The following is a 9,041-nucleotide window of genomic DNA, read 5'->3' on the forward strand; positions in this document are numbered from 1 at the left end:
TCCTTGCTCAGAAGCCTCTTCATCATAAAACGTGTTATGCCTGTGGAGTCATACCAATGTTAAGCATCCATGGCACAACAAACCTATCGGTGCACATGCCAAAGTCGTCTCCCCACGGAGCCGCCTCGAGCGCCATCACAATCTGACCACCGGTGGAGAGCTTGTCCCAATAATCGCGCAGCTCTACCTCGTCCTGGCCACTGAGGGACACGGCGTGGTCAGTGCCCCGGAAAATTTCCATGGAACTGGGTGTGTCCGAACCCATCAGCACCAACGAGTTCTCACTCACCAGCCTTGAATGCATGATCTTGTCCGCGTCGCCCGGGTCCGAAGCCATCGCAAAATCTCCAAACGTGCTTAGCTCCAGCTCACCACCAAAAACACCATGATAGAACTCCATGGCTTCCCGTGCGTTGCCACTAAAATTCAAATACGGGTTCAGTTGTGTTGCCATGATGTTGCTCCTTGCGGACATTTTACCGAATGGAAAACCTCGTGGGGATGAGTGAAATTATGCCCCGGTTCGCCACCAAAGTCAGTAGTTGGCAGGGAGCTGCCACCAATTATTATGAAAGCGCCTGACCTTTGCGCCAATATCCCATGAACGCCACCGCGTTCCTGTCCATACCCACATCCCGGACCAGGTAGCGGCGCAGCTCACGGATTGTTGCCGCCTCTCCAGCAATCCAGGCGTATAAGCCATGACCGGTGGCCGTAACGGGGGTTTCCCACAGGATGGCAGAGTCAATATCCACATCTTCGGGCTCCTCTCCCACCGCGCACGCCGCCGGCACAACAAGGGATCTCACCTGTGCCGACATCACCTCACCGTGCGGATTTCCACCACGCGCCAACCACCGAACTTCCACATTGGCCGGCGTCGTAATATCAAGGAAATCGTCAGCCTGTGGCACTTCCAGCACGGCATGGCCGCTGACATGCGGGGGCAGTGTTTCAAGAATGGCGGCAATCGCGGGAACCGCCGTCTCATCCCCAACGAGCAGGACGCGCCGGGACTCCCCGGGAGCAAACTCAATGCCCACACAATCCCCCCAACGCGCACACGGGCCCACCAACGTCAGCGAGTCCCCCGGTTGTGCAGCGGCGGCCCATTCGGCCGCTGGTCCAGATCCGGCATCCAAATGCAGCACAAAATCGATGTCCAGCTCGGCAGGAACGGCTGGCTTCCCACCCGCAGCCGGAACCTCGGGGCGCAGGGCACGGACCGTGTAAGTGCGCATCACTCCCCGCACCGCCTCATCCAACGCAAGCCAATTCCGGTACCAGTCATCCTGCAAAGAGCCACGGATGTTGTTCAGCTCAGGCAGCGCGTGGCCCGGTGAGGGGATCATGACCTTGACACGCAAATCCAGGGTCTCACCGGCAGCATTGGAGCCAAAGAGTGCAAGGTCGTCACCAACTAAGGTGATACGGCGGAAGTGCTCGCTTAAGCGCTGAACGGCACTGACCCGTAAATCAAATGACCGCATGGGCTTGATAGGGTCCGCAACCAGAGGTTCCTGCATGGAGGTCGCTGCCAGAATTGCCGCACTCATACCTGAACTCCTTCTACGGCGGGAACGCGTCCCACACCGGCATTAGATAATAGGGTTGCCGCTTTATCAGCCAACGCTGCAGCACGGCGCCCTATGGGAACCACCATCGGAGTGCCCACTACAGGGTCCGGGACCACCACCGAGTCCAGTCCGAACACCTTGTACACCAGCTCAGCGTTCAGGATCTCCCCGGGTGGACCTTGGGCCACAATGGCGCCGGATTTCATGGCAATCAGGTGATCGGCATAGCGTGCGGCCAAATTTAAATCATGCAGTACGATCGCTACGGTGATGCCCCGGCGGGCGTTCAGCTCTGACACCACATCCAAAACCTCTACTTGGTGCGCCAAATCCAAATACGTTGTGGGTTCATCAAGCAACAAAACCTTGGTCTCCTGGGCCAGCGCCATGGCTACCCAGACTCGTTGGCGTTGCCCACCGGAAAGCTCATCAATACTCCGGTCGGCTAGCTCCTGTGTGCCGGTGACATTCAGCGCGGCGGCCACGGCATCGTCGTCGGCCGGGGTCCACTGCCGGAACCAGCCCTGGTGCGGACTGCGACCGCGGCCCACAAGATCTGCCACGCTAATGCCGTCCGGCGCGGTGGGACTTTGCGGAAGGATGCCTAACTGGCGGGCTAATTCGCGGGTGGGGACCTTGTGGATGTCCTCCCCGTTGAGGTGTACGACGCCGGCGCTTGGCTTGAGCAGCCTGGCCAGACCGCGCAGCAGGGTGGATTTACCGCAGGCGTTGGCACCAACAATGATGGTGATTTTGCCGGCGGGTAGCTCAACGTTCAGATTTTCTACGATGGAGCGTTCGCCATAGCCCAATGACAGCTCACGGGCGGATAGTTCTGCGGCGGGATTCGATGCGCTTTTGGTCATCTCAGCCTCCTTGATTGGCACGATTGGATGTGATGAGCAGCCAGAGCAGGAACGGCGCACCCAACGCCCCTGTGACCACGCCGACCGGTAGCGATGTTCCGGGAATGGCGTTGACTGCGGCAAAGTTTGCGGCGAGCACAATGCCCGCACCGACCAGGGCTGACAGGGAAAGATTGGCAACTCCGCCGTTGAGCCTCTTTGCAATGGGCCCGGAAAGGAATGCCACGAAGGCAATGGGGCCAGCCGCAGCCGTGGGGAGCGCAGCGAGCAGCACACCCACAACTGTGAGTAGTAGGCGGGCATGCGGGACGTTCAAACCCAACCCGGCAGCCGTGTCATCGCCTAAGGCCAGACCGCGTAGATCGCGTGATCCGATCGCCGTGAAAGGGACAAGTAGTAGTAACGCCACGGCCAGGATCGCCACCCGCTCCCAGTTAGCTGAATTCAATGACCCGGTCAGCCACACCATGATCTCTTGGGCGTTATTAATGTCAGCCCGGGACAGTAAAAACGTGACGACTGCTTGCATGAATGCGGCCGCGCCAATGCCAATGAGAATTAGCCCTGTGCCCCCGCGACCGCGCGCCAATGCCGTGATGAGTATGGCCACCAGCAACGCTCCCAGGATTGCCGCCACTGAGATACCCGCCCCACGGGCACCGAAAAGAACGATCGCGGCAACGGCCGTGGCACTGGCGCCATAGCTGATGCCGATGATGTCCGGGCTCGCCAGAGGGTTGCGCAGCATCGACTGGAAAATAGTGCCAGCCATTCCGAATGCGGCGCCCGCCAAGAGGCCAAGCAGAGCCTGGGGAAGTTTATTTTCCATGACGATGAAGCTGGCGCCGGGGATAGTCTCACCCCCAAGCATGGCAAAAAAATCGGCGATGGTGACGGTGTAACTGCCCAGTAGGACGTTCACGGCCAGTAGTCCCAGGACCACTAGGCTCATGATGCTCAGCAGAATAGTACGACGGCGGCGCGGAGCCCTGCGCTGTTCGCGCACCCCTGCACCGCTTGCCATAGCTACCCCACTTGCCGGAGCCGCTTCACGCAGCAGGCGTCCATCGGCTTTTACCATAATGCTCACAGCTCCGCCTGCTTTCCGCGGCGTACCACTGCGATGAAGACCGGGGCACCGAACAACGCCGCCAAAATACCTGCCGGCACTTCACTGGGGAGCAGGACCACTCGGCCCACCACATCGGCCAGGAGCAAAATTGCTGGAGCAGCTATAAGAGACAGTGGTAACAGCCACCGGTAATCGGGGCCCACCAGGCCGCGAAGCAAGTGCGGGACAACAAGGCCGATAAAAGCAATGGGACCTGCGAGCGCTGTGGCGGAACCGCACAACAGCACAATCCCTAGTGCTGAAACCGCACGTCCAAGTCCGGGATGCTGACCCAAGCCGCGGGCCATGTCATCCCCCAGCGCCAAGGTGTTCAGGAGTTTGCCGGTGCAAAGCAAAATAAGGACACCCAGCACAACAAATGGCAGGACTGACACTATGGATTCCCACGATTTTCCTGCGAGCGCACCTACCTGCCAGCTGCGGAAAAGCTCTAAGGAATTCTGACTCGTGACGAGCATGGCGCTCATGAGCGAACCCATACCGGCCGCCATGGCAGCCCCAGCCAGGGCCAACTTCACAGGGGTTGCCCCGCTTCGGCCCAGACTTGCCACCAGATAAACCACCACGGCGGCAACAGCACTGCCGATGAAAGCAAACCACAAGTAGCTGGAGACGTTTGTGGCACCAAAGAAGAAAATACCGGCCACAACAGCAAGTGCGGCACCCGCGTTCACACCCAGAATTCCCGGATCTGCCAACGGATTTCGCGCCACGCCCTGCATGGATGTTCCAGCCAAGCCAAGCGAGAGTCCAACAATCAAGGCAGTTGCTGTACGCACCAGACGCGCAGAAACAACAGCGTGATCACCGTTGGCCGGATCAAAATTCACGAGGGCATCCACCACTGCAGGCAAGGGGATGCTGCGCGCACCAACAGCTAAAGACAGCAGCACCATCAGGGCCAGGACAGCCGTGAGGGCTAGCAGCCACACCAGGCGGCGGCGATTACTGACCCTTTTGCGTCCAGCCTTCTTGCGCGCAGGCCCGCTGTCCGCAGGCACGCTCTCCGCAGGCACGGTGTCTGCGTCTGCGGCGGCAGAGTGGGTCAGGAACGAACCCGGTTCCACGCGTTGGCGTTCCTTTGTTGGCGTGCTTGTCACGAGCGGATCCTTAGACCTTGTCCGCGGCCTCTGCCAGCTGCGGCAGGAAGGTATCCAAGGCCCAAGGCAGGCTCAGGGGTGATGATGCCGAAATGGCCAAGGTTAACATTTCATCGGTATCGGCAACGAAGGCGCCCGACTTGATGGCCGGGATCTGGCCCAGCAGGGGATCCTTGGCGATGGCTTCCTTTGTCTGGTTATCGGGGACCCAACTGATAAACACATCAGAATCAAGTTCGTTTGCCTTCTCAGCAGACCAGAGCAGGAAGAAATCCTTGACACCTTTCTCCGCTTTCACCACCACAGGGGCCAGTACCATTCCGATGCTGCTTAGGAACTTGGGTCGGTTGTCGCCTGAGAGGTAGACGTTAACGCCCTCACCCTTGCCTGGCTGGAGGTTGCCGTAGATAAAGGTCTTCCCGGCGATCTGCGGGTATTTTTCCGCCTGATCTGTGATGGTTTTTTCAGTGGTGGCTATGAGATCCTTCGCGGCCGCGGACTTGCCTAGTGCCGCACCAATCATGGTGGTGGAATCTTGCCAGGACGTGCCATAGGCGGTTTCCGGGAACGCAATGACCGGGGCAATCTTGCTCAGCTTGTCATAGTCTTCCTGGCTCAGGCCCGAGTAGGCAGCCAGGATGAGATCAGGAGTGGTTTTGGCGATCTCCGTGAAGTTGATCCCATCAGCCTCGGAATACTGGGCGGGAGCCTTCTCGCTACCAATGGCTGCACCGGCCTTCTCCAACGCGGCGTCCTTCCAGGCGGTGGAGAACTTCTCATTTCCGCCATATTCATTCCTGGGCATCCCCACCGGCACCACACCGAGAGCGATCGCAATATCATCATTGGCCCAAGAAACTGTTGCCACGCGCTGGGGAACGGACTTGATGACGGTTTCGCCATAAATATGTTTGACAGTGACGGGGAAGGCGTCAACTGATGCTTGCGCCTTCTGCGAGTCGGATTCGCCGACTGCGCCGGTGGAGCAGCCAGCTAGGCCCATTCCTAATGCCGCAACTGATGTGAGCAAGCCTATTTTCAGACCTTGGCGACGCGAAAACTCCACTACATGTCCTATCGGTGATCCCAACACTAACCTTGCCTATTTAGGCAAGCCTTAGCTACATTACGGCATCAGGTTCCATTAAGAAACATTTTGCTGCCCTAATCCGGGAATGGAAATCTCACATCATCTTCAAGGTCCCCAGGCGTCCACTGGATGGGTACGAACCGTTCTTTTCCCGAAGGGGCATCCACCCAGACACTCCCGCCCAAGCGCCGTCGTCCATCTCAAAGCTCCATGAACGGGAATCGTGCGTGGGCCGCAAACTCCCAATGCAATGGCATCTTCGAAGCCCAGCAATCGAAGCACAATAGTGACTCTTGGAGCCCTCGGCCAGACTCGGGCAACTCCCAGACGGTACCGTCCAGATTTACAGCGTCCCGTACGACCCGTGTTTCGATGTAAGTCGCGCCCTTGGCGCACTCCGCACCCGTCACATAACTACCTTTTTGGCTGAACTTGTCATCAACGCCACAGTCGTTAGAATCCACAACCCTGCTCCATCCATTACGGATCTGGATGGAGAGTGTCTCCTTAGGTTTTGCCCTACATTCCGCGAAAATTCGGCTCTGACTCGCGAGGCTTTCCGCAGATACCGTCGGGGTCACCACAAGACGCATCTCCCACGGAGTATCTTGGGTCTGCACCGGGATACCCAACAATCTAATGCTGTCCACAAAGTAAGAGGGCAATTTTTTGAGTTTCATGCCCCGCACCATCCGCGCCTAGCGTAAACTACACAACTCGCCCTGTGGGCGCTTTGCCGGTCAAAAGGACCCTGCTTATGATCAACAAACGCTTATGATCAAAAAAGATACCGAGTGAACGATCCGCACGCATTCCACCAACAGTGAGGACCTCAGATGCCGGCCCACGAATCAATCGTCGCAGCACCGGACTCTCTTATTTCCGCCCGAGACGCCATCGCCCTAGCTGGAGATGCCATGGTTGAATTCCACGGTGTCAGTAAAATTTACGAATCGGCCCAGCCAGCGGTGGCAAACCTTGACCTGAGTGTTGAGACCGGGAAGATCACAGTGTTTGTTGGTCCCTCAGGATGCGGAAAAACCACATCCTTGCGCATGATCAACCGCATGGTGGAACCAACTTCTGGCACGATCACCGTTGGCGGCCGGGACGTCAGCTCTATCCCGGCCCACGAGCTACGCCGCTCAATGGGCTATGTCATGCAGCAGGCCGGACTCCTGCCCCACCGCACCGTGATCGACAATGTCGCAACCGTGCTTCGGCTAAACAAGGTCCCGCGCGCGCAGGCACGCAAGCGCTCTCTGGAATTGTTAGAGACAGTGGGTTTGCCAGCTTCCATGGCCGACCGCTACCCCAATCAACTCTCTGGTGGACAGCAGCAACGCGTTGGCGTGGCCCGCGCTTTAGCCGCAGATCCCCCTGTTTTGCTCATGGATGAACCCTTTTCCGCTGTGGATCCCGTGGTCCGGGCCGAACTTCAACAGGAACTGTTGCGGCTCCAGCGCGAGCTGGCCAAGACCATAATTTTTGTTACCCATGACATCGATGAAGCCACCATCATTGGGGACAAAGTGGCTGTGTTTGCCAGCGGTGGTCGCGTGGCCCAGTATGCGCCGCCCGAGGAAATTCTGCGCGCACCGGTGGATGACTTTGTAGCAAACTTCGTGGGCCGCGACCGTGGTTTCCGAAGGCTTTCATTTAGCACGGGTGAATCCGTGCCCGTCCATAACGCCAACGCTGTGGTGTGGGATGAAACCGACCTCAACAATTCAGCCATCAACGGGGCCAACTGGGTGTTGACTGTTGACACTAACCGGCGACCGATGGGTTGGTTACCTCCCGGATCACAACAGTCCAAAAGCTCGCTCATTCCCGGAGGATCGCTCTTTCATGCCGGCGACCCGTTGCGCAACGCCTTAGATTCGGCTTTGTCCTCGCCCTCCGGGCTCGGCGTTGCCGTTGATGCTGATGGCCGGGTCAGGGGATTAGTTAAGGGCTCTGAGGTGTTGGCAGTCATTGATGCCGTGCGGGAAGAGCGCAGCTGATGCAGTGGTTTCTGGCTAACCTGCCCCAGGTACTCAATCTCACCGGTTACCACCTGATTCAAGCCGTGGTGCCACTGGTGCTGGCCGTTGTCATCGCCATTCCTTTGGCCCAATTGGCTCGAATTAACAAAGCTGTCAGCGCCATTGTTCTCTCTGCAGGATCACTGCTTTACACGGTCCCGTCACTGGCGTTGTTTGTGATTCTGCCCAGTATCTTGGGCACGAAGATCTTGGACTTCACCAACATCATTGTGGCGCTGACCATCTACGCTGTGGCACTACTGGTGCGTTCAACCCTGGATGCGCTTAACTCAGTCGATGACACTATCCGCAAGTCGGCTGCGGCCATGGGCTTCAGACCTCTCCAGAGATTCCTGGTGGTGGATTTACCGTTGTCCATTCCCGTTCTTTTTGCCGGGCTACGGGTCATCTCGGTGAGTAATATTTCTTTGGTGACAGTTGGTTCACTGCTGGGTATTCCCAGCCTGGGTTTCTTCTTCACCGACGGTCTGCAACGCAACTTCCCCACCGAGATCATTGTCGGAATAGTCGGCACTCTGGTGCTGGCCCTGCTCATGGACGTGGTTCTAGTGTTCCTGCAGAAAATGCTAACGCCTTGGTTGCGACAAGCTAAGTTACCTGCTCCGACCTCAACCACCATGGAGGTGGCGGCATGAGCTTTCTTGCAGCGACCCTGCCGGGCACTAAATACACAGCGAGGGACCCCTTCAGTCAGGGTTGGCAATGGCTTACCGACCCGATGAACTGGCAGGGTTCCATGGGCGTTCCCACACGAGTCGTTGAGCATTTGGGGTACGCAGGGCTGACGCTTCTAATCTCAGTTGTCATCGCGGTTCCTATCGGGCTCTATGTGGGCCATACCGGACGCGGACGTGCAGTAGTCGTCTCGCTGGCAGGGATGCTGCGGGCACTGCCAACCCTGGGAATCATGACATTGTTTGCTTTGCTGGCAACATCTTCTCTTTCCTTGATGCCCGCCATTTGGTCTCTCGTACTCCTGGCGGTACCACCGATTCTGACGGGCACATATGCGGGAATTGCCGCCGTGGACCGAGAACTTGTGGATGCTGCCCGGAGCATGGGCATGAGAGAACACCAGGTTCTCTTCGGAGTGGAAGTCCTCAACGGGCTGTCCGTGATGCTCGGTGGATTCCGATCTGCCGTGCTGCAGGTAGTCTCAACCGTGGCTGTTGTGGCCTTTATTAGTCTTGGGGGGCTAGGGCGCTACATTATTGACGGACTTGCAGTG

The 9,041-nt window shown here is 57.9% G+C and carries 9 protein-coding genes; 3 read left to right on the forward strand and 6 right to left on the reverse strand.

The features are described 5' to 3' along the window. Positions 1 to 34: 34 nt before the first annotated feature. The 6 genes from QMG40_RS15025 to QMG40_RS15050 form a co-directional block, all read right to left on the reverse strand. Positions 35 to 454: a VOC family protein gene (locus QMG40_RS15025; protein WP_283531918.1), complete on the reverse strand. Its 420-nt coding sequence runs from the start codon at positions 452 to 454 to the stop codon at positions 35 to 37. Positions 455 to 566: 112 nt separating this feature from the next. After that, positions 567 to 1,556: a siderophore-interacting protein gene (locus QMG40_RS15030; RefSeq protein ID WP_283531919.1), complete on the reverse strand. Its 990-nt coding sequence runs from the start codon at positions 1,554 to 1,556 to the stop codon at positions 567 to 569. Then, positions 1,553 to 2,443 carry an ABC transporter ATP-binding protein gene (locus QMG40_RS15035; RefSeq protein WP_283531920.1) on the reverse strand — a complete coding sequence of 297 codons (891 nt, stop codon included), beginning with the start codon at positions 2,441 to 2,443 and terminating at the stop codon, positions 1,553 to 1,555. Before QMG40_RS15035 ends, QMG40_RS15030 begins: the two co-directional genes overlap by 4 nt. 1 nt (position 2,444) lies before the next feature. Then, positions 2,445 to 3,524, reverse strand: coding sequence for a FecCD family ABC transporter permease (locus QMG40_RS15040; RefSeq protein WP_459253025.1), 1,080 nt, complete (start codon positions 3,522 to 3,524; stop codon positions 2,445 to 2,447). Between the two features lie 5 nt (positions 3,525 to 3,529). Then, complete coding sequence (locus QMG40_RS15045; RefSeq protein ID WP_459253026.1) at positions 3,530 to 4,624, reverse strand: FecCD family ABC transporter permease; 1,095 nt, start codon at positions 4,622 to 4,624, stop codon at positions 3,530 to 3,532. Between the two features lie 61 nt (positions 4,625 to 4,685). Then, entirely contained in the window at positions 4,686 to 5,678 is a 993-nt protein-coding gene (locus QMG40_RS15050; protein ID WP_283531997.1) for an iron-siderophore ABC transporter substrate-binding protein, read from the reverse strand. 1,004 nt (positions 5,679 to 6,682) lie between these two features. Between QMG40_RS15050 and QMG40_RS15055 the strand changes: the two genes are divergently transcribed. The 3 genes from QMG40_RS15055 to QMG40_RS15065 all read left to right on the forward strand — a co-directional run. Then, a complete protein-coding gene (locus QMG40_RS15055; protein ID WP_283531998.1) occupies positions 6,683 to 7,771 on the forward strand; it encodes an ABC transporter ATP-binding protein in 1,089 nt (362 codons plus the stop codon). Continuing rightward, a complete protein-coding gene (locus tag QMG40_RS15060; protein WP_283531921.1) occupies positions 7,771 to 8,448 on the forward strand; it encodes an ABC transporter permease in 678 nt (225 codons plus the stop codon). Before QMG40_RS15055 ends, QMG40_RS15060 begins: the two co-directional genes overlap by 1 nt. 83 nt (positions 8,449 to 8,531) lie before the next feature. Beyond that, on the forward strand, positions 8,532 to 9,041 hold a 510-nt coding region (locus QMG40_RS15065; protein ID WP_283531999.1), incomplete at its 3' end, for an ABC transporter permease.

Source organism: Arthrobacter antibioticus, from assembly GCF_030063205.1.
GTDB lineage: Bacteria > Actinomycetota > Actinomycetes > Actinomycetales > Micrococcaceae > Specibacter.